Origin of the sequence: Aeromonas sp. 600948 (assembly GCF_049174875.1) — a bacterium.
Lineage (GTDB): Bacteria > Pseudomonadota > Gammaproteobacteria > Enterobacterales > Aeromonadaceae > Aeromonas > Aeromonas veronii_A.
In genome coordinates this window covers 240,258-263,329 of sequence record NZ_JAAKTY010000004.1, presented here as the reverse complement: position 1 = coordinate 263,329, position 23,072 = coordinate 240,258, and the positions used below count along the sequence as shown (strand labels likewise).

The following is a 23,072-nucleotide window of genomic DNA, read 5'->3' as shown; positions in this document are numbered from 1 at the left end:
TCTCTCGTCCATTTATCAGGCCATTGGCCAACCGGTGCCTATTATCACCTGAGCGACAACCTCTGTCAGCATGCGTGCTGCATCGGTGTAAACGGAGGGGTTACCGGGGGTGCTTTACAAAATTGGTTTGCTATCATAGATTTGCTCGAAATTCCTCCATAAGCGCCCCTGTGACCAACATGCTTACCCCGGATCTGCTTCAGCAGATCATCGACCAGTTGCCAATGAGTATCTTCTGTCGTGATAGGCATGGTCGCTACCTGTTTGCCAATCGTGAATTTGCCATTGAGGCCAGGCTGGGTTCACCCGCCGAGGTGGTCGGCAAGAGTGATGCAGAGATGCCATGGGGCGATGTATTTCGTACCGAGGACGCGCAGTTGCTGACGGGGGGCGTTCCCTTGCTTCATCAACAGTTGCACTGTAATCGGGGTGGTGAGACCTGCTGGATGGAGGTGCACAAGATCCCGCTTTACACGGCTCAGGGTGAGCCATATGCCGTATTCGGAATGGTCAACGAGATTGCCCAGCGCAAGCACCTGGAACAGACGGTCAAAAAACAGCAGGTGTTGCAGCGTTTTCTGCTCGATGCCATCCCTGACCTGATCCGTTTCGATGATCACAACGGTGTGTTGCTGGAGTGCAACCAGGCGTTTCTCGACTTTATTGGTCAGGGGGCGGATGAGGTGCTGGGTCAGCAGCTGCCGTTCCGGCTGGCGGCACCCCAAGGGATGGGCCACGGCGAATGTTGTCTGCTGGATGCCAGAGGGCAGGGACGGCATATGGAGATCACCCGGGTCGATGTCCCCGATGGGGATGGTCACTCCCTCGGGATCCTGACGCTGGGGCGCGATATCACTGGCTTGCGCACCACTCAGGCACAGTTGCAGCAGGAGCAGCACTACGACAGCCTCACCGGGCTGCTCAAACTCTCCCGTTTCTTGCAGACCAGCCGCCATTTGGGGTGCCGCAGCGCCACACTGGTGCTGGTCGATCTGCACCACTTTCGTGAGGTTAACGATCGCTTCGGGATCCGGATTGCCGATCGCCTGCTGAGCCAGGTGGCCAAGCGACTACAGCAATTGGTTCCGCCGCGAACCTTGCTCTGCCGGGTGGCTGCCGATGACTTCTGTCTGTTACTCCCCGATTTCAACGAGCCGTTGCAGGAATGGAACCAGCATCTGCAGCAGCAGTTGATGGAGTACTATCAGGTGGAAGAGCATCGTATCCAGATCCCGGTGTTTCTGGGGCTGGCTCAGGGGCGGGCAAGCGATGCCGAGCGGTTGCTCAGCCATGCTGAAGCGGCGCTGGCGCAGGGCAAGCGGCAGCAGCAGTACTGCACTCTGTTTGATCCGGCGCTGCACGCCCGGCTCAAGCGGCGTCAACTGATCGCCGCCCAGTTACCGCTCGCCATCAAGTCATCCCAGCTGGTTGCCGTCTACCAACCCATTATCAGCAGCACAACCCATCTGCTTTGTGGTGCAGAATTGCTTTGCCGCTGGCCGCATCCTGAACTTGGCATGATCTCGCCGGAAGAATTTATTCCACTGGCCGAAGAGATGGGGATCATCGGCCAACTTGGTCAGCTGATGCTGGAGTTGGGGTGTGCTCAGTTGGCCCAGTGGCAAACCGATCAGCCGGATATGGTACTCTCCATCAACCTTTCGCCGTTGCAGTTTCGTGATCCGGCGCTCTGCAAGCTGGTGCAGGGCTGCATTGCACGTCATGGTCTGAATGCAGGCCAGCTGGAGCTGGAGATCACTGAAGGAGTCTTGATGGAGAATGCCGATGAGATCGAGACCAACCTGGATAACCTGATCGCCGCCGGTTTTCAACTGGCCATCGATGATTTCGGTACTGGGTATTGCTCGCTGGCCTATCTGCCAAGGCTCAAGGTCGCCACGCTCAAGCTGGATCGCAGCTTCACCCAGGGGTTGGTCAGCAACAGTGCCACCACCGCCATCGTGAGATCGGTCATCGGACTTGGTCATGAGCTGGGGATCTGCATTACTGCAGAAGGGGTGGAAACCGTCGAGCAACAGTTGTGGCTGACCCAGGCGGGGTGTGATCGGCTACAGGGTTATCTGTTCAGCCCCCCGTTGTCGCCCGAGCAGTTTGCCGCCAGTTATTTGTGACAGTCTGCAATAACAGAGAGGCCACCCGCAGGTGGCCTCTCTGTTTGTGGCAGGGATCAATCCTGGAAGTAGGTGCCCCAGCCATCGTAATCCACCCCATATTTTTCCAGGATGGGCAGCATCTTGGCGATATCGGCGACGATCGCTTCGACATTCAGCTTGCACTCGACGGTGGCATCGAAGCAGAAGATGGTGGCGCCGTCATCCAGCTCCATCTCTTCGGCATCGGTCACTTCAAAACCGGCCTTGAACAGGTCAACCGCTGCTTTTTCCAGACGGTCGAAATCCTGGCAGGCGAAGTGGTGCTCGATGTCGTAATCCGCATCGGGATTGCTGCCATCGGCCAGCAGTTCGTTGACGATCTCGGTGGTCTCATCACGCCACTCTTGCATATTCAGACTCATGTTGCCTCCAGGCGGTATCATTGCGGCAAAGCATACTCGCAGAGTGGATTCGGCTCAATGCGGCTGACCCACTGAGCCTCGAATTTCCATCATATTGGCACAGCCTGCAGGGCGTGCAGAGGCCAGCAAGTACGGCAAACAGGACTGAAATGGATAATAAATGGCCGCTTCGTTCGGTTGTTGAGCGAACGCGCTTTTTATCGTGCCATCATGGTTGACACTCTGCGCTGGAAAGGGTTTAATGCGCGCCGTTGCCCAGATAGCTCAGTCGGTAGAGCAGGGGATTGAAAATCCCCGTGTCGGCGGTTCGATTCCGTCTCTGGGCACCACAATTCCTCCTTAGTTCAGTCGGTAGAACGGCGGACTGTTAATCCGTATGTCACTGGTTCAAGTCCAGTAGGAGGAGCCAAATTCGAAAAGCCCGCTCAATCGAGCGGGCTTTTTCATTTCTAGTTGCTGTTGCATGCTGCCAAAAAGAGCGTTGCGCCACAGGTGGCACTGAACAGCAGCATTCCGGTCTGCAGCATGCTGCCAGGGCATGGCTTCTTCTCTCTTTTTCTGGCCCTGATCCACTTCGGTTTCATCACATTCCCTTATCCATTTTGTCGGCCTGAATGGCTGCACTCCTGTGCAGGCGAGCCATCTTTGTTGAATGGCGCCATGGCGTCAATCTCCCCTGCAAAACAATTAATTCAGCACCGTTGAAGAGCGGCTTGTCGGGTGATGTTTCGACCTTTAAGCCATTGTTAACATTTTGGAAAACCGGAGTGACCCTGTGGCTGGGCGGGGCTATGATGGGGTCAATGATGTTCCCATCCTGACGGAGAGACCCCAGATGAACAGCCCCTTGAGCTATGTACTGGACGGCATTCATTGCGAGCCGCACTTTTTTACCGTTCCCCTCGATCATGATGAGCCGGATGGTGACAGCATTACCCTGTTTGCCCGCACCCTCTGCCGCAAAGACAAACTCGATGAGAAGTTGCCCTGGCTGCTCTTTTTGCAGGGTGGTCCCGGTTTCGGCGCGCCGCGTCCGACGGCCAACAGTGGCTGGCTCAAGCGGGCGTTGCAGGAGTTCAGAGTGCTGCTGCTGGATCAGCGTGGCACCGGGATGTCGAGCCCCATCCATGGGCATATTCTGGCCAAAATGACACCGACCGAGCAGGCGGAGTATCTCAGCCATTTTCGCGCCGACAGCATAGTGCAAGATGCCGAGTTCATCCGGCAGGAGCTCAGCCCCAAGCATCGCTGGAGCCTGCTGGGGCAAAGCTTTGGCGGCTTTTGCTGCCTGACCTATCTCTCGTTTTTCCCTGACAGTCTGCGGGAGGTCTATATCACCGGCGGTATCGCGCCGATCGGCCGCAGTGCCGAGGAGGTTTACCGCGCCACCTATCAGCGGGTGGCCGACAAGAACCGCGCCTTCTTCGCCCGCTTCCCCCACGCTCAGGGGATTGCCAACCGGCTGGCCAACCATCTGCACCAGCACGATGTGCGACTGCCCAACGGCCAGCGCCTGACGGTGGAGCAGTTCCAGCAGCAAGGGCTGGATCTCGGCACTACGGGTGCCTTTGAGGAGCTTTATTACCTGCTGGAGGAGGCCTTTATCGGTGACAAGCTGAGCCCGGCCTTTCTCTATCAGGTGCAGAGCATGCAGCCATTCAATACCAACCCGCTGTTTGCCATCTTGCACGAAGCTATCTATGCCGAAGGGGAGGCGACTCGCTGGGCCGCCGCCCGGGTCAGGGGGGAATTCCCGGCGGTGAACTGGGCACCCGGCAAGGATTTCGCCTTCACCGGCGAGATGGTTTACCCCTGGATGTTCGAGCAGTTCCGCGAGTTGCTGCCCCTGAAAGAGGCGGCTCATCTGCTGGCCAACAAGGCTGACTGGGGGGCGCTCTATGACTCGGCACAGCTTGCCCGCAACAAGGTGCCGGTAGCCTGCGCCGTCTATCCCGAGGATATGTATGTGGAGTTTGACTACAGTCGCGAAACTCTGCGTGGCCTTGGCAACAGTCGTGCCTGGATCACCAATGAATATGAGCACAACGGTTTGCGCGCCGATGGTGAAGAGATTCTTGATCGTCTGATCGCGTTGAATCGCGACCGTTAATTGTCGTTATCGGCAATCATCGCGGGAGTCCGGACTCCCGCGATGATTGTTATGGATGGTTGTTATGAAAGCGTGACGCCCTGAACCTTGCCCCGCGCCTGCCAGACGATGAGTGGATAGCCGGCTGATTAATTTCCCCCTCTTTCACTGTTTCTGCCGATCCCTCACCATATACTTGCCAAACGACTCTGTATTGAGCCGCGGTCAAACCGATTGACCAACTCGTGCTCGTTACCATTAGAAAGTCGCTCTACCGCTCTGTATCCCGCGTATCAGATATGCCATCTCTGCATGCCCCGCAATCCGGGGTAGGGGATGGTCGTGCTTTTCAATCAAGATAAGGATGTATGATGAGAAAGTCTCTGTTGGCCTGCTCCCTGTTGCTGTGCCCTGTCGTGTTTGCTGCCACCCCCCATTGGGAATATAGCGGTGAGGCGGGGCCTACCCACTGGGCCAAGCTGACCCCTGAGTTTGGCCAGTGTGCGGGTAGCAATCAGTCGCCGGTTGACCTGAACGGATTGGTCGAGGCCAAACTGGCCCCGCTGGTACTCCACTATCAGGCGGGTGGCAACACAGTGGTCAACAATGGTCATACCGTGCAGGTCGGTTATGCCCCGGGCAGCATTTTGCAACTCGATGGCACCAGGTTTGAGCTCAAGCAGTTCCACTTCCACGCCCCGAGTGAAAACCTCATCGAGGGCAAATCCTATCCGCTGGAAGGGCATCTGGTGCACGTCAGTGACAAGGAAGAGATCGCCGTGGTGGCGGTGATGTTCGAGGCTGGCAAGGCCAATCCTGCGCTGGCGGCAGCTTGGAGTGCATTACCTGCCAAGGTGGGGGAGATCCAGGCCCTCAAGGCGCCGCTTTCTGCTGAGCAACTGCTGCCGGAAAGCCATGACTACTATCGCTTCAGCGGTTCCCTTACAACGCCTCCCTGCTCGGAAGGGGTGCGCTGGCTGGTGATGAAGCAGCCGGTTGAGGTCAGTCAGGCCCAGATCGACGCCTTCAAGGCGGTGATGCACCACCCCAACAACCGACCGGTGCAGCCCCTCAATGGGCGCGTGGTACTGCAATAACACAGCGTTGCAATAGCGCTGCAGATAGCAAAAACAACAAAGAGGGCCGCGAGGCCCTCTTTTACATGGCGAGGTATCGGTGTGCAATTAAAGCGCGGCGGCGATGCGGGCGCCAAGCGCCGCGTTGTTCAGTACCAGCTGAATGTTGGCCGCCAGTGAGTTGCCGCCGGTCAGCTCGCAGACGCGGGCCAGCAGGAAGGGGGTTGACGCCTTGCCCTTGATCCCCTGCTCATCCGCTTCACGCAGCGCTTGGGCAATGGCTGCGTCGATATCAGCTTTCGGCATGGCGTGTGCGGTCGGGATGGGGTTGGCCACCACGGCGCCGCCCGCCAGTCCCAGCTCCCACTTGAGGCGCAGCGCCTCGGCGATGGCCGCCGGGGTATCGAGGCGATAATCGACCTTGAAGCCGCTCTCGCGGGTGTAGAAGGCTGGCAGCTCCTCGGTTTGATAGCCGATCACCGGCACGCCCTGGGTCTCCAGATACTCCAGGGTCAGCCCGATATCGAGTATCGACTTGGCTCCGGCGCAGACTACGGCCACCGGCGTTTGTGCCAGCTCCTGCAGGTCGGCTGAGATATCGAAGGTCTCCTGCGCACCGCGATGTACCCCACCAATGCCACCGGTGGCAAAGACCCGGATCCCCGCCATGGCGGCGATGATCATGGTGGAGGCGACCGTGGTGGCCCCCATCCCCTTGCGCGCCAGTACGAACGGAATGTCGCGGCGGCTGCACTTGGTCACGCTGTGGCCTGCCCGGCCCAGTGCTTCCAGTGCACCAGCATCCAGACCCACCTTGAGGCGGCCGTCGATGATGGCGATGGTGGCCGGCATGGCGCCGTTATCGCGCACCACCTGCTCCACCTGACGGGCCGTCTCCACGTTCTGTGGATAGGGCATGCCGTGGGAGATGATGGTGGATTCGAGGGCAACCACCGGTTTGCCGGCGGCCAGCGCGGCAGCAACTTCCGGTTGGATATCGAGGTAAGTATTCAGCATGGGTACTCCTCCAGTATGCGGTCAACGGCGGTTTTGCAGAGACCGGAAAAAACGGTATCGGAACAATTGACGGTGAGGGCGGCACAGCCCAGGGCAAAACGGGTGGTCTGTGTGATATCGAGATCTTGCAGCCAGGCGTGGGCGAGGCCGGCCATAAAGGCATCCCCGCCACCGGTGACGTTGAGCACCGGGCTGCCCAGTATCGGCAGGTGGCCCTGCTGCTCGCCGTCGCTATAGAAGATCCCCTGCTCACCCAGACTGAGGAACAATCGCTTGACTCCGGCGCGGTGGAACCAGGCGGCTACCATGGGCCAAGAGTCTGGCCCGGCGATGGTCATGCCACACAGCTGCTCAGCCTCGCTGCGATTGGGTTTGAGGGTGTGGATCTTGCCGAGCCAGGGGCGGATCTTCTCCACCTTGGCCACCGAGACGGTATCGACAAAGATGGCGTGATCCCCCTGTCGTTCGAACAGCCAGTCGAGGGTGTGGATGGCCAGATTGGTGTCGAGCACCCAGAGCTTGGCACCCCCGAGAAAGCCGCCAAGGGGGGTCAGGCGGGCAGGGGTGAGCTGCTCTATGATAGCCATGTCGTTAATGGCGCAGCTCATTTCACCGCTCCCATCGTGAATGCTGAGGTAGCAGGAGGTCGCGTGACCATCGAGCACCAGGGTCTGGCGTACATCGACGCCGGCTCGTTGACTCACCTCTAGCAGATGGTGACCATACTGGTCGTTGCCGACGGCAGTCAGCAACCGGGTATCGCTCCCTAATCGCGCCAGATTCTCGGCGATATTGCGGCCGACACCACCGGCTGAAGTGCGCACTTTGCCCGGGTTGGAGTCACCGAGCAGCAGGTTGTCGTGGCTGGTGCCACAAATATCCATATTGGCACCGCCGATCACCACTACGTAGGGGCCTTCTCGCAGTACATAACCTCTGCCTTGCACATATCCCTGCCGGATCAGGCTGGAGATGTGGCTGGCCAGCGCGGAGCGGCTGATGCCGAGGCGATCGGCCAGATCCTGCTGGGCAATCATGGGATCCTGACGCAGCAGGGCTAGGATCTCTTGTTCACGCTCAGTCATAGACAAACATCCATTTACAAACGTTTGTCCATTATTGCTGGGAAACGTTTGCTGGCTATCGGCTTGTACAAAATTTGTCGGCTTGCGCACAAAAAATCGACATTCAAAGCTGGGTTGGCAAGCGGTTTAGCTGGGGAGGGGACTTTTAACGGGTCGGTGGCCCTGCAACGGCTTATAATGGCCGTCGCAAGATGAGGAGAGATGATGGAAAAGAGTGCATTCTGCTGCGTGGGGTTGGTCAATCCCAAGTCCCCGGAAAATGTCGGTTCCGTGATGCGGGCTGCGGGTTGTTACGGGGTGGACGAGGTCTACTACACCGGCAACCGCTTCGAGCTGGCGCGCCGCTTTGCCACTGATACCAAGCAGATGGTGGAGAAGATCCCGCTGCTCGGGGTGGATGATCTGATGGCGTTTATCCCGCAGGGATGCGTGCCCGTGGTGGTCGATCTGATCGACGGCGCTACACCGCTCCCCGACTATGTCCATCCGGAACGCGCTTTTTATATCTTCGGGCCGGAGGATGGTACGCTCGATCCTGCCCTCTATGGCGCGGTGAAAGATGTGGTTTATGTGCCGACCAGTGGCTGTATGAATCTGGCGGCCTCGGTCAATGTGATCCTCTACGACCGCTTGGCCAAGGGAATGAGGGGAGAGTAATTAGCGCAACGTTATCATTCAGTCTGCAGGACTGGCAGCCACTTTCTGTTCCAGTTCTTCGATAAAACCCTGATAGTAGTCATAGAGCTGATAGTGCTTATAGATCTCTGCCAGACCCCCGCTGCGGATCAACTCAACCATTCCCTTATCCCAGAGCTGTAACATCCGGTTGCCTTGCTGGGTATCGGCAAAAATGGGATAGGTCGGGATCCAGCGCAGGAAGACGCGATGCAGCTCGGGAGGGATAGCCTCATCCACATAGAGCACGCCGGCAGTGAGGTAAAAGCGATATCGCTCTTTACCAAGCAGTTGCAGGGCCAGCTCATCGCTGTCAATTTCATGCCACTGCATGGTGACCGCAATGTACTTGTCGAATGCCCAGCCCCGCCGCCATATCACGGTTTGCCCTTCCAGACTTTTCTCCCCTTGCCACTGGGGTTGCCATTTCTTGAGCATGAACACGGTCAGGTCATCCGCTGATGCCGGATAGCGAGATTGCTGGACGCCGGATACTTCATCGCGATATACCCCCATGGCGATATCTCCCCCTTTTTTTGCAATGACAGCGAGAGCGCGCTTATAGGGCACAATATGGGGGGTTACCTGATAGCCGTGAGGCTGGTAGATGGCTCGCACCAGATCTAGATAGAGGCCTTTGCCATCCTTTTGACAAAAACCGGGCCAATCATCGCAATAAACGTCAATAGACTCTGCCCGGCAATTCGCCGCAGTGAACAGACAACAGAGCAACAGACAGATGCGTAGCATGGTCAGAGCTGGCCTCGCTGGGGCAGAGGAAAAAACACTGATACCCTACTTTATACCATGGCATTGATGGCGACGGCGTACAGAAAAAATCCCTGATGTTCATTTTGCGACAGGGTCGAGAGTTATTTTCAATCTGATGGTTATGATGAACTCAAGATTCAATAGTACCCCAATCAGTAGAGGAGACTGCATTATGCCATCGATCAAAACTCTGCTTTGTCCTGTCGATTTTTCCCAAATGTCCCGGGCGGTACTCGACTATGCCGTATTCATGGCGCAGAGCCATGAGGCCCAGCTCAAGCTGATCCATGTCGTAGACCAACTGCACGGCTTTGACAGTTACAAAATTCTTCATATGACAGCCGTTGAGATCACTCACGAAATGGAGCGTCAGGCCAGAGCCCAACTCAAAGAGCTGATTGCCACCCTGCCTATTCCGGCAACGTTTGATATTCGCTTTGGCAGGGCAGCGGATGAAATCATTATCCAGGCCAAGGAAGACGAGGTTGAACTGATCGTTATGGGGAGTCACGGCCGCTCCGGCATCAGCCATCTGCTGGTAGGCAGCGTTGCCGAATCCGTGGTGCGTCATGCTCCGTGCCCGGTCCTGGTGGTGCGCCAATAACTCGTCCCGTTTAGTGTGAGAGCGTGACAAACAAGGCCAGCGATTGCTGGCCTTGTGTTTTATGGTGTTGTGCCCGTTAGCCGTGGGCGTAGATGACACTGCCCCCTTTTATGGTATCTATGATGGCCCTGGCTTGTTCCTTTGGCAGGGCGGGACAGCCCCAGCTGCGGCCCAGTTTGTCATATTTGCGCAGATGGTTTGGGCTGGCATAGGCGGCGCCATGCACCACGATGGCACGTTTGCGGGCATTGCAGTTTTTGCCGGGGCTGAGCCCATCCAGCCGCAGGGAGTAGCCATGCTTGCCCAAGTAGGTTTCTGCGGTACGATAGACGCCGAGGGAGCTTTGTCGGGAGTTGAGCTGGTTGGAAAAGCGCTCTGCGGCTAGTTCACCTGAGTTGCGGCCATGGCTTACCCAGGTGTGATAAAGCAGTTTGTGACGTTTCATGTCGATGACGAACAGCCTGCGCTGAGTCGAAGGCTTGCTGTAATCAATGATGGTCAGGATGGATTTTTGCTTGCTGCGTACGCTTTGATAGCTGACAAGGGCTTTTTGAAAGGTTTGTCTGTCGAGTTTGCCGGCCAGCCCAAGCTGCTGATAGAGGTTGCGCTCACTACTGGCGGCGCTATTCCCGCTCCAGCCGATGCTCACCAGCAACAGTAACACTGGCCACAGTGGCCCCCACCGTTTTCCGAGTAACTCTGTCATCCCTGCTCCCCTCTTTGCGCATCCTTGCTTGTCCAACGGGCTGAAATTACAGCTATCCGCTCGATAGTTATATGCAAGGTGCTGAAAACGCGCAATAAAAAACCGGCCGCAGAGCGGCCGGAAGAAATTCAAACAGTAGACATTGGTTTCACAGGGTATAACCGACAGTCAACCTTTTAGAAGTTGTACTGCAGGGCGACAGCAACAACGTCGTCGGTGTTCTTGCCCAGAGAGTTGGTGGACTTGCCATCAACAGAGTCAAGCAGGTTCAGCTTGTAGTCAACGTAGGCGTTGAAGTTCTCGGTAAAGTTGTACCAGGCACCGATGGATACGTACTCGGTGTAGGTGTCGTCAATGCCGTGGGCAGTATCTTTGACGTCAGTGCGCAGGTAAGCCAGAGAAGGCTTGAACTTGCCGATGGTGTACTGGGCAACGGCTTCGTAACCATCCATCTTCTCGGCGTAGCCGTTGTTGACGAACAGGTGGTTCTCACCGTGGGAATAGGTTGCCGCCAGATAGAGGTCGCCTGCAGCATATTTGGCACCGAAGCCCATCAGCTTGGCATCTTTCTCGCCGCCAAAGGCTGCGTAGCGGGCCTGTTCGGCAGTTTTGCCAGCCTGGTTGTATGCAGCGCCTAGGCTCAGACCCATATCGAAGTCATAGTTGGCAGAGAAGGCAAAGCCCTCTTTGGAACCAGTGCTGTTCCAGCTCTCACCGTTGTAGAGGTTACCGTTGAAGGACTCGGCAATGGCGCTGCGGCCAGCATTTTGCGGGGTATTGTTACCAGTGAACTGGGCACCCAGAGTCAGACCTTCGTAGTTGAAGATGTACTGAGCCAGACCGTTGGTACGGCCGGTACCGAATACTTCGGTATCTTTGCCCAGGCCATCACCACCCCATTCGGGCAGTACGTCGGTATAGTTGTTTACGGCCTTGGTGAACAGACCATCCTGACGGCCATAACTGAAGGCACCGAAGCGATCGTGCTGGATGCCGGCATAGGCGTAACGCAGTTCATCGTTGTCAGAACCGGAGGTCGGCAGGTTGTATTCGGCAAAGCCGAATGCCTTCATCTCGGGAGCGATCTTGGTCTCGCCAGCAACGTGCAGACGGAAGTAGCTCTGATCTCCTTCGGCGCTGTTGTTGTCAGTGCCGTAGTAGGCACCCTGGGCACGGCCACCGATATCCAGCTTGGTGTCGTTCTGGTTGTAAACGGTAGCAGCGTGGGCGCCACTGGCCAGCAGCAAGCTGGAGATGGCCATAGTCAGTGCAGACTTTTTCATATCCTTATTTCCTCTGATGTAAACACTTCCGAACCTGTGGTCGGTTCTATGGAAATCGGAAAGGGTCCGATAGCCACACGGTAGGCGCTTGAACCTTGACTGGGCCTGAATCTGTCGTCGTTTAATTTGGTGCTGAAGGGCGCTGTTGATACTGGATATGACGTTTTTTGACAGGTTAAAAAGAGATTAAATTCAATGAATTATTCTCTATTGGCTGTTTTGACATTAAAGCTGGCCTGACCAATAAGGTCGATGACTCAAGTTGTGAGGCGAATCACGAAGGGGGAGAAGAGTGGCGGGAGGAAAATGGGACAGGAGCACTTGCCGTGCTCCTGTCAGGCGGTCAGCTTGCTTTTTGCCACAGTGTCATCAGCAAATCCTGTTCCAGCTGTGCCGGACCTTGCTGGATAAAGGCATGGCGCTGTTCGCCGTTGGCGCGCCAGCCGAGACGGCTTGTCTCCAGAATAAAGGCGCGCATGGTCTGATCCATAGAGATAGGGAACTGGCAGCGCTCCTGGCTTACCAGCCGGAGACCGGCAAGCGAGGGCCAGCTTAAAGGGTGTTCCATACTCACCGGATTGAGGCTGACCCGCAGTTGCCACTGATGACGCGGGCCCGGCTGCAGATAGAGCAGATAGCCACCGGGGGCCAGCCAGCTGACCAGCTGTTCCGTCTTGACCTTGAGATCGTTGACCAGCAGCACCTGAGCAGAGCCCGGTTGCAACGGCGCGCGAGCGGGATCGGCAATGACAAACTGGCCGTCCGGCTGCGCTTTTTTGGCGGCAAAGATGGTGTTCTTGGCGATATCAACCCCAGCAAACTGCCAGCCGGGCAGGCGCTCTGCCAGCTCGCGGCAGTAGTAGCCTTCACCACATCCCAGATGAACCAGCTCTTGTGGGGCAAGGGGAGCGAGCAGGGAGGCCATGGCCTCGACCAGCGGCAGTTGGTGGCCGGCTTCCAGGAAATGGTGCTTGGCGCGCATCAGGGCACGGCTGTCGCTGTCTTTGGGGTTTTTCTTGCCGGGGATGAGATCCAGATAACCTTCCGGTGCCGGATCGAAGTGATGCTTGTTGTCGCAATAGCGCCCCTGGGAGGCTTCATGAAGATGGAGCGGACTGCGGCAACGGGGACATTGAAGGTGCATAGTAACTCTCTGGGCGAATGCCGGAACAGTGAAGGGCGTTCGGGATTATAGGGGAGAGGATCAAAAAAGGCTGCCGTAGCAGCCTTTTTTATCCCAAGGCCTCAGTCAGCCCTGCGGACGGGTCATCAGCGAGTGCCAAATACCACAATGGTCTTGCCGTGAGCGGAGATGAGCTCCTGCTCTTCCAGCATCTTGAGGATGCGGCCCACGGTTTCACGGGAGCAGCCGACGATCTGGCCGATCTCCTGACGGGTTATCTTGATCTGCATCCCATCCGGGTGGGTCATGGCATCTGGCTGCTTGGCCAGGTTGAGCAGAGTCTGGGCGATCCGGCCGGTCACATCCAGGAAGGCGAGGTTACCCACTTTCTGGCTGGTGTGCTGCAGGCGCTTGGCCATCTGGCCAGAGAGACGCATCAGAATGTCCGGGTTGACCTGGATCAGCTGGCGGAACTTCTTGTAAGAGATCTCGGCCACTTCGCAAGAGCCTTTGGCGCGAACCCAGGCGGAACGCTCGGGATTCTCGTTCTCCTCGAACATCCCCATCTCGCCCAGGAAGTCACCCTGGTTCAGATAGGAGAGGATCATCTCTTTGCCCTCATCGTCCTTGATCAAGACGGCCACAGTGCCCTTGACGATGTAGTAGAGGGTCTCCGCTTTTTCACCCGCATGGATCAGGGTGCTCTTCGCGGGATACTTATGAATGTGGCAGTGCGACAAGAACCATTCCAGGGTGGGATCGCTTTGCGGTTTGCCAATAACCATGAGAATTCCTCTGTAGTGTCTTTTTATGGACTTGTGCGTCCGGGCAAGCTGCCAATCTTGCCATTCCTTGTATTAGTCGCAGTAGGATAAGAGCCTTTGTCTGTGCTGACAAGGCTTTGCGCCCTTTTGCAAGAGCCCTTTGGGTAATGCCTGCTGCGCTGCTTCCGCCATTCTAGGGAAGATAGAGGTCGGAGATGTTGATTTTGATCTATTTCCATCCCAACTCCCCCTGTTCGGCAGAGATAAGCGACTGGGTTATGCTAGGGATCCATCATCACGATTAACAGGAGAGAGTGCGAGATGAAAGCCAAGGTCAGCTGGGTGGAAGGGATGAAGTTTGTGGGTGAGAGTGAATCCGGTCACAAGGTGATCCTGGATGGAGCCAACCCCGGTGAGGGGGCCAGCCCGATGGAGATGATCCTGCTGGCGGTCGGTGGCTGCAGCTCTATTGATGTGGTCTCCATCCTAGAAAAAGCGCGCCAGTCGGTGACCGCTTGTCATGTCGAGGTCAGTGGCGAACGGGTTGATAGCGTGCCCCGGGTTTTCGAGAAGATTAATCTGCACTTCGTGGTGACAGGCAAGGGATTGGCAGAGAAACAGGTGGCCAGAGCGGTCGATCTGTCGATGGAAAAATACTGTTCTGTTTCCCTGATGTTGGAAAAAGCGGTACAAATTACCCATAGTTATCAAATTGTTGAAGCTTGATAACTGACGATTGTTTCGTTGGTACCCTGGCATAAGGCCGTCACATGAGGCCTCTGCACAAGGCCATTACATAAGGCCATCACATAAGGAAAGTGCAATGAAAAAATTGATCGCTCTGCTTCCCCTGTTGGGTCTGGCGGCGTGCAGCAGCCCGCAACCTACCCAGTATCAATACAGCCAATACCAGTGTGGCGAAGAGATGCTGGCCATTACCTATGATGCCCAGGCTGACATGGTGCAGTTCCCCTATGCCGGGGTTTACCACAAACTGGCGCGTGTGGAGTCAGAGTCTGGCGCCAAATATTCTGACGGCCTGACCACCTTCTGGAATCAGGAGAAACAGGCGCTCCTCACCCAGAAAGGGGTTACGCTGCTGACCTGTACGCTTAAATAAGTGACCACAGATATCTGAAGGCGTGCAGCTTCGTGTCCCAGTCTGGCCAAGACCAGACTGGGACAAAACTGTGAGACCACAAAAAACGGCTTGCCGGGAGGCAAGCCGTTTTTCTATCCATCCCTTTTCAATAAGCCAGCATTAACTGTTAATTGGTCGGGGCGCTATGAAGCAGTTCGGCAGCGAGCTGCTGGCTGAGCGCCTGACGTTGGCTATCAGCAATGCTTACATCGCTGGTCAGCTGGATGATGCTGCTCCAGACTGCTTTCTGGGTTTTGCGATCGAGCAGCACTATGGCCAGCGAGCCTTTGCGCTGGTTGGCCGAGGCATAGACCCCGGGCGTCATGCCGAGGCGGGCGAAAATCTCGCCATCGCTCATATCCTTGCCGCCCGCGACGCCTATGGCGACCCACAGATCCGCCTCGTCGAGCGGCGCACTCTGCCACCCCTTGCCATTGAGCTCCCGGCTCACCGCCTGCTGCATCGGCTCCAGCCACCCTTCCGCCAGCTCACCGGCGAATTGATACTGCTCGGCCAGGGCGTAGCGCGGGGTTGCGCCATAGGTCCAGTTGCCAATCGGACGAACCAGCATGGTGCCGGACTCCAGCGTGGGGGCCGTCGGCCCGCTGCTGCAGCCGCCAAGCAGGGCGGCCAATACCACAGAGATAAACGCTAACCGCATTGTGAACTCCTTGGCTTAAGTGATCTTGCCGGTTTCAAGTAGTTGCTGGATGAGTGGCTTAAGGATCAACTCCATGGCAAACCCCATCTTGCCACCCGGCACGACGATGGTATTCATTCGTGACATGAATGAGCCGTCGATCATCGACAACAGATAGGGAAAATCGACCTGTTTTATGCCGCGAAACCGGATCACCAGCATACTCTCGTCCAGACTCGGGATCACCTTGGCACTGAAGGGATTGGAGGTGTCCACTGTCGGCACCCGTTGGAAGTTGATATGGGTGCGCGAGAACTGCGGGGTGATGAAGTTGATGTAATCATCCATGGAGCGGACTATGGAGTCGGTTACGGCCTCACGGGAGTGGCCGCGCTCCGAGGTATCGCGGATCAGCTTCTGGATCCACTCCAGGTTGACGATGGGCACCACGCCGATGAGAAAGTCCACGTGGCGGGCTACGTTGTGATCCTCAGTGACCACACCACCGTGCAGCCCTTCATAAAACAGCAGGTCAGTGTCGCTCGGCAGATGCTGCCAGGGGGTGAAGGTGCCGGGCATCTGGTTGAAGGGGACCGCCTCGTCAAAGCTGTGCAGATAGCGGCGATACTGGCCGGTGCCATCCTGGCCATAGCCCTGAAAAAAGCTCTCCAGCAAGCCGAAGTCATTGGCCTCGGGGCCAAAATAGCTGATGTGGCGTCCTTGTTCACGCGCCTTGCGGATTGCCACATCCATCTCGGGGCGGGTGTAGCGGTGAAAACTGTCACCTTCCACCACGGCTGCCTGATAACCCAATTGGTGGAACATGGATCGAAAGGCGATGGTGGAGGTAGAGGTACCGGCACCGGACGACCCGGTGACGGCGATAATGGGATGCTTGGCCGACATAGAATGCTCTCTTCCTTGGGAGTTTCGTTATACGGGCGTGAACCCGAGATGGTCAAGACGGCTCGTTGAAACGATCGCGTGGCACAATATTGACCGATTCATGCAACTCGCTATAGACGATCACGGCGATGCCTTGCTGTAATTGAGTCCTTACCATAGCGACTTTGGCTTCAAGCGAAACATCATGTTCGCCATATTCGGTGCCTTCTTGCAGCACAAACTGTTCGATCAGGTTGGTCAGGGTATCGGCATCCAACGCTTGCCAGGGGATTATCATGAAGGGATCTCGATGCAAAAGGGTATAACCGTCAGCTATTGTTGTGCGCAATAAAATGAGTGCAACCTCTTTTTACGCGTTTCGTGGAGTGTGAGACATGTTGTCTGAAGAGCAACGCCGGGCCCCCTCAACGATATCGGCTCACATGGATCTTGCTCGTCGCCAGGCCATCAGTCGCGGCATGGTCTGGTTCTGGTTGCTGAACTGGCTGGTTGTGCTGTTTCTGGCGATACGCTACCAGGTCTACAGCCAGGCAGGCCTGGCCAGTGACGGTACTCTGCCATGGCGCTTTCAGAGTGAGCTGGGCTTTGTCATGGTCGTGCTGCTGCTGCTGCCGGTTGCAGCCCTGCTCTGCAATCATCTGCAGGATCGAGTCTGGCTATGGTGCGCATTGGTCGTAATGCTGGTCTGGGGGGGCGTCTGGACGCTGCATATCTTCACCATTGGTGAAGTTGAGCTGCGAGGAGGGGCAAGTTATGCCAACGGGATCATGCGCCTCAATTTACTGGCTGCGCTGATCGCGTTTTATCCCGACCGACGCGTGTTGTATGCCTATCTCAGTGTACCGTTGCTATTTGGCGTTGCGCGTTTGTGGTGGCTGGAGGTGGATTTTCCGCAGCTTTATCTGCTTGAGGTGGTATGTACCATAATGGCGCTGGAGGTTGGTCGCCGGATGCTGCATCGCTGGTTTGAATTGGCCGTGATGCGTGAGCATGACAATCTGGCCCTGTTGCGGCGCCTCGATGCACTGGCCAAGCAGGATCCACTGACTGGTCTTGCCAATCGGCGCCACTTCAGTCAGGAGCTCGAACGCTGCAAAGCCCATAGTCAGTCGAGCGGCGCCCCGCTTGCCCTTATCCTCATCGATGTGGACTACTTCAAACGCTTTAACGATCACTATGGCCATCAGGCGGGGGATGTCTGCCTGCGGGAGGTGGCGCAGTTGATGATGCGTTCGGTGCGCAGTGAGGCGGATCTGGCCGCCCGTTATGGCGGCGAGGAGTTTGTGTTGCTACTGCCCGATGCCGACAGGCAGAGCGCCGCTGCGGTAGCGCGGCGGCTGCAGGATGGGCTGGCCGAATTGCAGCTTGAGCATCTGGCATCCGATGTTGCCAGTCGGGTGACCATCAGTCAGGGGATCGCGACACTGGAAGGCGGGGAGAGTGGTGAGCAGCTACTGGCGCGGACCGACCAGGCCCTCTACATGGCCAAGGCTGGGGGTCGCAATCAGTTCTGCACCGCACCCTGAGTCTGTTCGGCAATCCAGTGACTGATCCGCTCATCCAACCAGAACTTTGGCCGCCAGGGGGTGCCGTGCAGAAAACCGACATGGCCGCCGCGCTGGCTCAGCTCATAGCGCACCGTGGGCGAGAGTTGATCCGGCCGGGGAATGACCGCGTGTGACATAAAGGGATCGTCGGCGGCGTGCAGGATAAGGGTCGGGATGGGGATTTGAGCCAGCAGCGGTAGTCCCGAGCAGCTCTGGTAGTAGTGGCTGGCACTGTGAAAGCCGTGCAGCGGCGCGGTGACCAGTTCGTCAAAATCGCGCAGGGTGGCAATCTGCTCCACTTGCCGGGGCTGCCAGCGTTCACTCGCTTTCTGCTGTTGGCTGATCTTGCTGAGCAAATTGCGGCGCATGGTACGCAGCAGATAGTTCTGATAGACCTTTGAGAAACCCTGATTGACCCGTTCGGCACAGCTGGCCAGTTGCAGCGGGGCTGAGACTACCACTGCCGCTTTCAATGCCGCAGGACAGGCCCGTGCCAGCAAGTTGACCAGCATATTGCCACCCAGTGAAAAGCCGATGGCGATCAGCGGTTTGCCCGGGAAGCGTTGGCTCAGCTCGGCAATCAGCTCCTGCGCATCACCGATGGCGCCGGAGTGATAGGCATGCAGGTGGCGATTGGGCTCGCCGCTGCAGCCACGAAAGTGCATCAGCACGGCCTCTCTGCCCTCTTGCTGCAGATGGGTGAATAATCCCTTGGCATAGTGGGAGTGAATGCTCCCCTCCAGCCCGTGAAAGACCACCACCAGTGGTCGCGAATCTGTCGTGATCTCGCCGCTCCAGGCGAGATCGACAAAATCCCCGTCAGTCAGTTCGAAGCGCTCGGCCACAAATCGGGCCGGAGTCCGGCGCAGCCATTTGGGCAATATGGTCTGCAGATGAGGATTGCGGGCCCACCAGGGGGCGTGGAAGTGGCTTTCGGTCAGCATGGCGTCGTCGGTCTGGGTCGAAGATAGAGGGGCGAGAGGTGTTCAGCTCCCGCCAGTCATTGGCTTATTTCAGCAGGCGATCGTGATGTTCGGCACCGCGCAACATGGCCTGGATCAGCTCGTTGGCCTCGAACTTGGTCAGCGCCTCATGGGCGCCCACCTGATGGGCCCGCTCCACACTGATCTCGCTGGAGAGGGAGGTGTGCAGGATGATGTAGGCCCCCGCCAGTTTGCTGTCGCTCTGTACCTCGAAGGCCAGCTCGTAGCCATCGAGCCCAGGCATCTCGATATCGCTCACCAGAATATCGATGGGGGTCTGCTGGCTGGCACGTTGTTGCATCAGGGTCAGTGCGTCCTTGCCATTGGTACAGACCTCATAAGGGATATTGATGTAATCGAGGGCTGCCATCAGCTGGCGACGGGCGACCGAGGAGTCATCAACCAGCAGGATCCGCATCGGCTTGATCCGCTCCCGCTGCACATCGGTCAGCACCGGATAGAGGTGGCTCGGATCGTCCGGATAGACCCGGGAGAGGATCAGCTCCACATCCAGCAGCTGGATCAGCTGGTCATTGACCCGGGTGACACCAGTCACAAACACATTGTGGCCGAGGGCGGCGGGAGGTGACTCGATATCGCGCCAGTTGCACTCGGTGATCTTGTCGATGCCTCGCACCAGAAAGCCCACCAGGGTGCGGCGGCAATCGGTGATGATGATGAAGCAGTGGGGCATCTCCTCCTTGCTGATGGGGCGATAACCCACCGCCATCGCCATGTCGATCACCGGAATAGTGGCGCCGCGCATATTGGCGGCCCCCAGCACGGTCGGATGCGAGTGCGGCATGGCGGTCAGCTGGGTGTAAGGGACTATCTCCTTTACCTTGAGGGTGCCTATGGCAAAGGATTGCTGGGCTGAAAGGTGAAACAGCAACATGCCCTGGGATTGATTGGCTTTGCTTGTCATGGCAGATGTCCTGTTGGTCGAAAGGTTGGCAGTCACTTCAGGCCTTTAGCATAAAGGATTACGGGGGGGATGGCCCTTCCTTGTTAACGACCATCTGGCAAAAAACTGGACTCGTTCAGCCAATTTAGTTGGCGCATTCATACCTGTGTCCGGTTATTGAGCTCCATCTTCGCCAACACCCCACAGCTGGCAGGTCGCTTGCAATGTGGCCTCATCGGCATAACCCAGCTTGCTGGCCACCTGCGCGGGTTTGCTGCCGCCCTTGAGCAATCTGAGCGCCTGCAGCAGTTGCCACTGTTGTTGCAATTCACTCCCTTCCACCGGCACATCGGCTTGTTGTGCCCACAGTTGCAGAGACTCCGGCTGGCCATTGGCCAGCGCTTGCCAACAGGCTTGCAGCTTACCGTAACCCTGCTGGCTGATGGCGCACTGTTGCAGCTCATCCAGGATCACCTGCAGTCGCTGACCGTAGGCCCCTTGCCACTCTTTCGGACGTTGCCACCGTGCCAGCGAGTCGAGCAGGGCATCGAGCAGCGGAGTGGCTTGTAGCCAGCCTGCCTGCTGCGGCTGAGCCACGCGCAAAGAGACGCTCAGCTGATCGTACTCGCAACCGCTGAGGGGGCTGAAGGCCGCAAGGGCATCGGCGCAGAGCCAGAAGCTGCTGCCTGCCGGCAGCAACAGCTCATGTTGGCCCAGTCTCAGCAGCGCGGCGCCCCGGGTGATCCGCAACAGCTGCCCGACCGGAGTTCGTTTGCGGTTGCCGGCGTGCAGGCCCTGGCAGGAAAAATGGTGATACTCGATGGCGTGATGCATGTAAAAACCCTGATATGATGCTGCCTGGAGGTAACAAATATGGAAACCAGACGTAAAAAACGCTTCATTGCCGGTGCAGTCTGCCCGGCGTGCGGCAAGTTGGACAACATGATGCTGTATCTGGAGCATGGAGTCGAGAAGGTGACCTGCGTCGCCTGTGGCGATACCCAGGTACAAACGCCTGCCGAGGTCGACAAGCAGACTCGCGAGGCGGAAGAGGTGATCGGGGTGTTTCGCCCCTGATGTGGCAACGGCGGGTGGAGTGCGGGTCTCCTCGCTGACGCTGTTGCCGTTTTTTTCGTCACTCAGTGGCGCCGCACGGCATATGCGCGGCCCGCTTTTTAGGGTATTCTGAGCCCGTTTTTTTCTATCCGCAGGATCCTGACATGAAAGTAGCTCCTCTGAGCGTGGTTACGCTGGAATACACAGTCACCGACGAGCACGGTGAAGTCATCGACAGCACTGTCGGCAAAGAGCCGCTGGTCTATCTGCACGGCACCCGTTACCTGGTCTCTGGCCTGGAAGCCGAGCTGGAAGGTCGCGCGGTAGGTGAAGCCTTCGAAGTGACTCTGGCACCGAGCCAGGCCTACGGCGAATATGACGAGACACTGGTACAAGAAGTACCGGGCGAGCTGTTCGACGGCATGGAAGTCTCCGAAGGGGATACTTTTGTGGCTGAAACCGACGATGGTCACCGTCCGGTGACCGTGGTTGAAGTGTCCGAAGAGTTCGTCAAAGTGGATGGCAACCATCCGCTGGCAGGCGTAACCCTGGGCTTCAAGGTCGAGATCAAGGACGTGCGTGCCGCCACTGCCGAAGAGCTGGCCCACGGCCACGTTCACGGTGCCGGTGGTTGCGGTCACGATCACGGTCATGACCACGATCACGGCGGCTGCTGTGGTGGTCATGGTCACGACCATGATGAGGATCATGGCCAGGGCGGTTGCTGCGGCGGTGCTGGCCACGGCCACGATCATGGCCACGACCACGGTGATGACCATGGTCACGGCGGCTGCTGCGGTGGCGGCGGTTGTGGTGGCAAGGGCCATCACCACTGATCACGGCCACGCCGATGATAAAAAACCCGCGATTATCGCGGGTTTTTTATTGGCTGACAGCTGTGCCAAGCCATGTTGCCTGACCAGAGATAGTGCCGGATCAGTAGTGCGGCGGCGGGGTCTCTTCGGCCATGCTGGCAATCTGGCTGGGTTGTACGCTTTGCAGTTTGTCGATCAGCAGCTGGATCTGGTATTTGAGTCGATCGAGTTCACGGCCCTGGGTGGTTACCTCGTCGTTGAGCTGCTCTATGGTGTATTCCGCATAGGCGAGACGGGTTTCCAGGGTTTCGATGCGATCGTTAAGTTGCTGACTCATGGGCCTTCGGGTCCTTACTTGATTGTCCAGATTTCGGCCAGACCACTGGAGCTGGCACTGACAAGGTGGCTATTGTCGCGCAAAGCGACGCCGTAGACCACTGCGCTGGGCGGTTTCACCTTGGGTTGCGGCGAGACGCGCCAGCTCTGCAGCAGGGCACCATCGCTCACTTGCCACAGGGAGAGCTGACGGGAAGGGGCGCCGGTGATGAGCCACTTGCCATCGTTGGCAAAGCGGGCGCTGGTGTAGACCTCGAAGCGGTGATCATATTGCAGCTGACTCACCTCCTTGCCGGTTTTCAGGTCCCAGATGCTGGCCCGGCTGCTGTCGGCGGTGAAGGCGTAGCGGCCGCTCGGCTCCAGTCTGGCCATGATCACCCGGCCACCATGGTTGAAGCGCCAGATCACCTGCCCGCTACGGGTATCCCACAGATAAGCGCTGTAGTCGTTGCCACCGGTCAGGGCGTAGCGACCGTTGGCGGAGAGATCCACCGTATTGACCTGTTCGGTGTGCCCCAGAAACTGCAGGCGACGGCCGCTTCGGGTGTCGAGCCACTCGGCCTTGCCATCTTCCCGCCCGATCAGCACATAACGACCGTCGGCAGAGAGCGCGATGTCCCTCAGCCTGGATTCAGGAAGTGAGTAGTAGCCTTGTGATTGCCCGTCGCTCAGCCGCCAGGTTGCAAAGGTGCTGGGGGTGGCGGTGACGGCATGGCTGTTGCCTTCGGAAAAGCGGGTAATGAATACCAGGTCTTCCGCAGAGTCGGATTGCTTCCAGCGCCAGCGTTGACGGTTCTGTTCCAGATCCCAGACGATGATGCCCTGGCTGATGCTGGAGACGATGGCCTGCTTGCCATCACTGGAGAGATCTGCGGTCAGCAGACCCGTGCTGGCGAGGGTCATTTGCTGGTTGGGTTGGGAGCTCTGCTCGCAACCGGTGAGCATTAAACAGAGGCTCACCAGATAAATGGCACTTTTTATCATTTTTGCGGTCTCACGCTTTTGTTACCTGCGA

Annotated in this window: 26 protein-coding genes and 2 tRNA genes; 12 read left to right on the top strand and 16 right to left on the bottom strand. The window is 57.5% G+C overall.

The features are described from left to right. Positions 1–179: 179 nt before the first annotated feature. Entirely contained in the window at positions 180–2,132 is a 1,953-nt protein-coding gene (locus tag G5182_RS05575) for an EAL and GGDEF domain-containing protein (RefSeq protein ID WP_421254245.1), read from the top strand. Between the two features lie 56 nt (positions 2,133–2,188). On the opposite strand, the gene rraB is transcribed toward G5182_RS05575, so the two are convergent. Then, positions 2,189–2,524 carry a ribonuclease E inhibitor RraB gene (gene rraB / locus G5182_RS05570; protein ID WP_101531077.1) on the bottom strand — a complete coding sequence of 112 codons (336 nt, stop codon included), beginning with the start codon at positions 2,522–2,524 and terminating at the stop codon, positions 2,189–2,191. 265 nt (positions 2,525–2,789) lie between these two features. Here rraB and G5182_RS05565 point away from each other — a divergent pair. The 4 genes from G5182_RS05565 (at position 2,790) to G5182_RS05550 (ending at position 5,722) form a co-directional block, all read left to right on the top strand. Further along, positions 2,790–2,865 (top strand) — tRNA-Phe (locus G5182_RS05565). 4 nt (positions 2,866–2,869) lie between these two features. Beyond that, positions 2,870–2,945 (top strand) — tRNA-Asn (locus G5182_RS05560). 426 nt (positions 2,946–3,371) lie between these two features. Further along, on the top strand, positions 3,372–4,646 hold the full coding sequence (locus G5182_RS05555; protein WP_421254242.1) for an alpha/beta fold hydrolase: 1,275 nt from the start codon (positions 3,372–3,374) through the stop codon (positions 4,644–4,646). A 350-nt stretch (positions 4,647–4,996) separates the two neighbouring features. Continuing rightward, a complete protein-coding gene (locus tag G5182_RS05550) occupies positions 4,997–5,722 on the top strand; it encodes a carbonic anhydrase (protein ID WP_216954309.1) in 726 nt (241 codons plus the stop codon). A gap of 87 nt (positions 5,723–5,809) precedes the next feature. On the opposite strand, the gene G5182_RS05545 is transcribed toward G5182_RS05550, so the two are convergent. Both G5182_RS05545 and G5182_RS05540 read right to left on the bottom strand, forming a co-directional pair. After that, entirely contained in the window at positions 5,810–6,718 is a 909-nt protein-coding gene (locus G5182_RS05545; RefSeq protein ID WP_421254241.1) for a pseudouridine-5'-phosphate glycosidase, read from the bottom strand. Beyond that, positions 6,712–7,803 carry a PfkB family carbohydrate kinase gene (locus tag G5182_RS05540; protein ID WP_227342030.1) on the bottom strand — a complete coding sequence of 364 codons (1,092 nt, stop codon included), beginning with the start codon at positions 7,801–7,803 and terminating at the stop codon, positions 6,712–6,714. The genes G5182_RS05545 and G5182_RS05540 overlap by 7 nt, the downstream gene beginning before the upstream one ends. Positions 7,804–8,007: 204 nt before the next feature. Here G5182_RS05540 and G5182_RS05535 point away from each other — a divergent pair, with 204 nt between their 5' ends. Further along, on the top strand, positions 8,008–8,460 hold the full coding sequence (locus tag G5182_RS05535; RefSeq protein WP_216954310.1) for an RNA methyltransferase: 453 nt from the start codon (positions 8,008–8,010) through the stop codon (positions 8,458–8,460). Positions 8,461–8,478: 18 nt separating this feature from the next. On the opposite strand, the gene G5182_RS05530 is transcribed toward G5182_RS05535, so the two are convergent. Further along, positions 8,479–9,228, bottom strand: a complete 750-nt coding sequence (locus tag G5182_RS05530) for a substrate-binding periplasmic protein (protein WP_216961110.1) — start codon at positions 9,226–9,228, stop codon at positions 8,479–8,481. 193 nt (positions 9,229–9,421) lie between these two features. Here G5182_RS05530 and G5182_RS05525 point away from each other — a divergent pair, with 193 nt between their 5' ends. Then, entirely contained in the window at positions 9,422–9,853 is a 432-nt protein-coding gene (locus tag G5182_RS05525; RefSeq protein WP_216952973.1) for a universal stress protein, read from the top strand. A gap of 76 nt (positions 9,854–9,929) precedes the next feature. On the opposite strand, the gene G5182_RS05520 is transcribed toward G5182_RS05525, so the two are convergent. The 4 genes from G5182_RS05520 to crp form a co-directional block, all read right to left on the bottom strand. Then, positions 9,930–10,559 carry a murein L,D-transpeptidase catalytic domain family protein gene (locus tag G5182_RS05520; protein ID WP_216952974.1) on the bottom strand — a complete coding sequence of 210 codons (630 nt, stop codon included), beginning with the start codon at positions 10,557–10,559 and terminating at the stop codon, positions 9,930–9,932. 176 nt (positions 10,560–10,735) lie between these two features. Continuing rightward, positions 10,736–11,842 carry a porin gene (locus G5182_RS05515; protein WP_227342031.1) on the bottom strand — a complete coding sequence of 369 codons (1,107 nt, stop codon included), beginning with the start codon at positions 11,840–11,842 and terminating at the stop codon, positions 10,736–10,738. 343 nt (positions 11,843–12,185) lie between these two features. Beyond that, positions 12,186–12,986 carry a putative RNA methyltransferase gene (locus tag G5182_RS05510; RefSeq protein WP_227342032.1) on the bottom strand — a complete coding sequence of 267 codons (801 nt, stop codon included), beginning with the start codon at positions 12,984–12,986 and terminating at the stop codon, positions 12,186–12,188. Positions 12,987–13,111: 125 nt separating this feature from the next. Further along, positions 13,112–13,750 carry a cAMP-activated global transcriptional regulator CRP gene (gene crp, locus G5182_RS05505; RefSeq protein ID WP_005335304.1) on the bottom strand — a complete coding sequence of 213 codons (639 nt, stop codon included), beginning with the start codon at positions 13,748–13,750 and terminating at the stop codon, positions 13,112–13,114. Positions 13,751–14,050: 300 nt separating this feature from the next. Here crp and G5182_RS05500 point away from each other — a divergent pair, with 300 nt between their 5' ends. After that, entirely contained in the window at positions 14,051–14,455 is a 405-nt protein-coding gene (locus tag G5182_RS05500) for an OsmC family protein (RefSeq protein WP_216952977.1), read from the top strand. A 97-nt stretch (positions 14,456–14,552) separates the two neighbouring features. Continuing rightward, positions 14,553–14,849: an MliC family protein gene (locus G5182_RS05495; protein ID WP_216952978.1), complete on the top strand. Its 297-nt coding sequence runs from the start codon at positions 14,553–14,555 to the stop codon at positions 14,847–14,849. Between the two features lie 148 nt (positions 14,850–14,997). On the opposite strand, the gene G5182_RS05490 is transcribed toward G5182_RS05495, so the two are convergent. The 3 genes from G5182_RS05490 to G5182_RS05480 are packed head-to-tail and all read right to left on the bottom strand — an operon-like array spanning position 14,998 to position 16,693. Next, positions 14,998–15,531 carry a DUF4136 domain-containing protein gene (locus G5182_RS05490; RefSeq protein WP_227342033.1) on the bottom strand — a complete coding sequence of 178 codons (534 nt, stop codon included), beginning with the start codon at positions 15,529–15,531 and terminating at the stop codon, positions 14,998–15,000. Positions 15,532–15,546: 15 nt separating this feature from the next. Further along, the gene (locus G5182_RS05485; protein WP_157162054.1) at positions 15,547–16,416 is read right to left on the bottom strand and encodes a phosphoribulokinase; all 870 of its coding nucleotides are present in this window, start codon (positions 16,414–16,416) and stop codon (positions 15,547–15,549) included. Between the two features lie 52 nt (positions 16,417–16,468). Further along, positions 16,469–16,693: a YheU family protein gene (locus tag G5182_RS05480; RefSeq protein WP_216952980.1), complete on the bottom strand. Its 225-nt coding sequence runs from the start codon at positions 16,691–16,693 to the stop codon at positions 16,469–16,471. A 145-nt stretch (positions 16,694–16,838) separates the two neighbouring features. On the opposite strand from G5182_RS05480, the gene G5182_RS05475 reads away from it, so the two are divergent. Next, entirely contained in the window at positions 16,839–17,942 is a 1,104-nt protein-coding gene (locus G5182_RS05475; protein ID WP_421254240.1) for a membrane-associated sensor domain-containing protein, read from the top strand. Here the strand turns inward: G5182_RS05475 and G5182_RS05470 are convergent. The 3 genes from G5182_RS05470 to G5182_RS05460 form a co-directional block, all read right to left on the bottom strand. Further along, positions 17,921–18,907: a hydrolase gene (locus G5182_RS05470; RefSeq protein WP_227342035.1), complete on the bottom strand. Its 987-nt coding sequence runs from the start codon at positions 18,905–18,907 to the stop codon at positions 17,921–17,923. The two genes, G5182_RS05475 and G5182_RS05470, sit on opposite strands and share 22 nt — an antisense overlap. Positions 18,908–18,971: 64 nt before the next feature. Continuing rightward, complete coding sequence (locus tag G5182_RS05465; RefSeq protein WP_227342036.1) at positions 18,972–19,871, bottom strand: chemotaxis protein; 900 nt, start codon at positions 19,869–19,871, stop codon at positions 18,972–18,974. 153 nt (positions 19,872–20,024) lie between these two features. Next, positions 20,025–20,684: a hypothetical protein gene (locus G5182_RS05460; RefSeq protein WP_227342037.1), complete on the bottom strand. Its 660-nt coding sequence runs from the start codon at positions 20,682–20,684 to the stop codon at positions 20,025–20,027. A gap of 39 nt (positions 20,685–20,723) precedes the next feature. On the opposite strand from G5182_RS05460, the gene G5182_RS05455 reads away from it, so the two are divergent. Together G5182_RS05455 and slyD are read left to right on the top strand one after the other, a co-directional pair. Next, on the top strand, positions 20,724–20,927 hold the full coding sequence (locus tag G5182_RS05455; protein ID WP_005335287.1) for a YheV family putative zinc ribbon protein: 204 nt from the start codon (positions 20,724–20,726) through the stop codon (positions 20,925–20,927). Positions 20,928–21,070: 143 nt separating this feature from the next. Next, on the top strand, positions 21,071–21,742 hold the full coding sequence (gene slyD / locus G5182_RS05450; RefSeq protein ID WP_005348264.1) for a peptidylprolyl isomerase: 672 nt from the start codon (positions 21,071–21,073) through the stop codon (positions 21,740–21,742). Positions 21,743–21,842: 100 nt separating this feature from the next. Here slyD and G5182_RS05445 read toward each other — a convergent pair whose 3' ends face one another. Both G5182_RS05445 and G5182_RS05440 read right to left on the bottom strand, forming a co-directional pair. Continuing rightward, entirely contained in the window at positions 21,843–22,058 is a 216-nt protein-coding gene (locus G5182_RS05445; protein ID WP_005335285.1) for a SlyX family protein, read from the bottom strand. A gap of 14 nt (positions 22,059–22,072) precedes the next feature. Continuing rightward, positions 22,073–23,041 (bottom strand): hypothetical protein, encoded by a 969-nt coding sequence (locus G5182_RS05440; RefSeq protein ID WP_421254239.1) that lies wholly within the window; start codon positions 23,039–23,041, stop codon positions 22,073–22,075. Positions 23,042–23,072 lie beyond the last annotated feature (31 nt).

Coding starts and splice junctions, on each gene's coding strand:
- G5182_RS05575 (WP_421254245.1), top strand. CDS start 180: ATGCTTACCCCGGATCTGCTTCAGCAGATCATCGACCAGTTGCCAATG.
- rraB (WP_101531077.1), bottom strand. CDS start 2,524: ATGCAAGAGTGGCGTGATGAGACCACCGAGATCGTCAACGAACTGCTG.
- G5182_RS05555 (WP_421254242.1), top strand. CDS start 3,372: ATGAACAGCCCCTTGAGCTATGTACTGGACGGCATTCATTGCGAGCCG.
- G5182_RS05550 (WP_216954309.1), top strand. CDS start 4,997: ATGAGAAAGTCTCTGTTGGCCTGCTCCCTGTTGCTGTGCCCTGTCGTG.
- G5182_RS05545 (WP_421254241.1), bottom strand. CDS start 6,718: ATGCTGAATACTTACCTCGATATCCAACCGGAAGTTGCTGCCGCGCTG.
- G5182_RS05540 (WP_227342030.1), bottom strand. CDS start 7,803: ATGACTGAGCGTGAACAAGAGATCCTAGCCCTGCTGCGTCAGGATCCC.
- G5182_RS05535 (WP_216954310.1), top strand. CDS start 8,008: ATGGAAAAGAGTGCATTCTGCTGCGTGGGGTTGGTCAATCCCAAGTCC.
- G5182_RS05530 (WP_216961110.1), bottom strand. CDS start 9,228: ATGCTACGCATCTGTCTGTTGCTCTGTTGTCTGTTCACTGCGGCGAAT.
- G5182_RS05525 (WP_216952973.1), top strand. CDS start 9,422: ATGCCATCGATCAAAACTCTGCTTTGTCCTGTCGATTTTTCCCAAATG.
- G5182_RS05520 (WP_216952974.1), bottom strand. CDS start 10,559: ATGACAGAGTTACTCGGAAAACGGTGGGGGCCACTGTGGCCAGTGTTA.
- G5182_RS05515 (WP_227342031.1), bottom strand. CDS start 11,842: ATGAAAAAGTCTGCACTGACTATGGCCATCTCCAGCTTGCTGCTGGCC.
- G5182_RS05510 (WP_227342032.1), bottom strand. CDS start 12,986: ATGCACCTTCAATGTCCCCGTTGCCGCAGTCCGCTCCATCTTCATGAA.
- crp (WP_005335304.1), bottom strand. CDS start 13,750: ATGGTTATTGGCAAACCGCAAAGCGATCCCACCCTGGAATGGTTCTTG.
- G5182_RS05500 (WP_216952977.1), top strand. CDS start 14,051: ATGAAAGCCAAGGTCAGCTGGGTGGAAGGGATGAAGTTTGTGGGTGAG.
- G5182_RS05495 (WP_216952978.1), top strand. CDS start 14,553: ATGAAAAAATTGATCGCTCTGCTTCCCCTGTTGGGTCTGGCGGCGTGC.
- G5182_RS05490 (WP_227342033.1), bottom strand. CDS start 15,531: ATGCGGTTAGCGTTTATCTCTGTGGTATTGGCCGCCCTGCTTGGCGGC.
- G5182_RS05485 (WP_157162054.1), bottom strand. CDS start 16,416: ATGTCGGCCAAGCATCCCATTATCGCCGTCACCGGGTCGTCCGGTGCC.
- G5182_RS05480 (WP_216952980.1), bottom strand. CDS start 16,693: ATGATAATCCCCTGGCAAGCGTTGGATGCCGATACCCTGACCAACCTG.
- G5182_RS05475 (WP_421254240.1), top strand. CDS start 16,839: ATGGATCTTGCTCGTCGCCAGGCCATCAGTCGCGGCATGGTCTGGTTC.
- G5182_RS05470 (WP_227342035.1), bottom strand. CDS start 18,907: ATGCTGACCGAAAGCCACTTCCACGCCCCCTGGTGGGCCCGCAATCCT.
- G5182_RS05465 (WP_227342036.1), bottom strand. CDS start 19,871: ATGACAAGCAAAGCCAATCAATCCCAGGGCATGTTGCTGTTTCACCTT.
- G5182_RS05460 (WP_227342037.1), bottom strand. CDS start 20,684: ATGCATCACGCCATCGAGTATCACCATTTTTCCTGCCAGGGCCTGCAC.
- G5182_RS05455 (WP_005335287.1), top strand. CDS start 20,724: ATGGAAACCAGACGTAAAAAACGCTTCATTGCCGGTGCAGTCTGCCCG.
- slyD (WP_005348264.1), top strand. CDS start 21,071: ATGAAAGTAGCTCCTCTGAGCGTGGTTACGCTGGAATACACAGTCACC.
- G5182_RS05445 (WP_005335285.1), bottom strand. CDS start 22,058: ATGAGTCAGCAACTTAACGATCGCATCGAAACCCTGGAAACCCGTCTC.
- G5182_RS05440 (WP_421254239.1), bottom strand. CDS start 23,041: ATGATAAAAAGTGCCATTTATCTGGTGAGCCTCTGTTTAATGCTCACC.